Raw genomic sequence first — 1,181 nt, 5'->3', positions numbered from 1 at the left:
CCTCGGCCGCGCGGCGCGCGCCGGCAGCGCGCGCGACTCCACGTCGACCGCCGCGGCGCGCCCAGTTCCGCCCCCACCGATTCCAGCTCGCCCTTGAGCGCCGCCAGACGTGCCACCACGGGATCCCGAGCGCCCATATGCGCCTCCTTCACTCTCTTGGCCGCGCCGGGGGCGCCGCGCGGCCGCCTCGATGGAGCCCCCTCCCCCCTTCTCGTGTCAAGCGGCAGGACCGCCATTGACCCGAGCGGGGTTCGGGCGCACATCCGCCCCTCGTCAGGGGAAAACGCCCGGAGAGCGAAGATGGCGCGCCACGTCGACTATTATTTTTCCACCCCCTCGCCCTGGACCTTCATGGGCCATGCCCCGTTCATGGATCTGGTGCGCACCTACGGCTTGGACGTGGCCTTCCGCCCGGTAGCGCTCGGCCCGGTGTTCGCCGAGACCGGCGGCCTGCCGCTGCCCAAGCGCGCGCCGGCGCGCCAGGACTATCGCCTGGTGGAGCTGCAGCGCTGGCGCGTGAAGCGCAATGTGGAGCTGAACATCCATCCCCGCTTCTGGCCGTTCGACCAGACCCGCGCCCACCAGATGATCATCGCCGCGCTCCAGGCCGGCCTGCCGGTGGACGCGCTGATGCGTCGCATCTTCGCGGGGGTCTGGCAGCGCGAGGAGAACCTCGCCGATCCGGCCACCCTGGCGGCGATCGCCGACGAGGTGGGGCTGCCGGGAAGCTCGCTGGCGCTGGCCGCGGAGAGCGAGGCCGCCGCCAGCGCCTATGACGAGAACCGGGCGCTAGCGATCGCCGCCGGCGTGTTCGGCGCGCCGTCTTATGTGCTCGACGGCGAGGTGTTCTGGGGCCAGGACCGCCTCGACCTGCTCGCCGACGCGCTGGCCAGCGGGCGCACGCCCTACCGGCCGATCAAGGCGCAGTGACGCGCCGGCCCCGCTTCGGCCGCGATCGGCGGCGAGCATAGGGTGTCGCGCCGGTCCCCGACAGCGGGGGGCCGGGCCGTGCCCTGCCGCCCGGCATGCGCGGGCCGCGACAAGACGAGACGGAGGCCGCCATGATCCGCCATCGCCTGACGCTCCTCATTGCTGGCGCGCTGCTGGCCGCACCCCCTGTCCGTGCCCCTGGGCCTCGTCGCAGCGCCTCGCCGCCGCGCAGACCGGCGCCGGACGCCAGG

At 73.8% G+C, this 1,181-nt stretch carries 1 protein-coding gene; it reads left to right on the top strand.

Annotated elements, in window-relative coordinates; translation table 11 throughout:
* Window positions 1-300 precede the first annotated feature (300 nt).
* Complete coding sequence (locus tag AC2W7M_RS25915) at window positions 301-930, top strand: DsbA family protein (RefSeq protein ID WP_486136008.1); 630 nt, start codon at window positions 301-303, stop codon at window positions 928-930.
* Window positions 931-1,181: the final 251 nt, after the last annotated feature.

It is taken from the genome of Xanthobacter sp. BG11Y11_SDJG, assembly GCF_057364445.1.
The sequence above is the reverse complement of the archived record's forward strand: the minus strand, read 5'-3'. Positions and strand labels throughout refer to the sequence as shown.

Excerpts from the sequence above, each read along its gene's own strand:
- AC2W7M_RS25915 (WP_486136008.1), top strand. The coding sequence starts at position 301 with ATGGCGCGCCACGTCGACTATTATTTTTCCACCCCCTCGCCCTGGACC.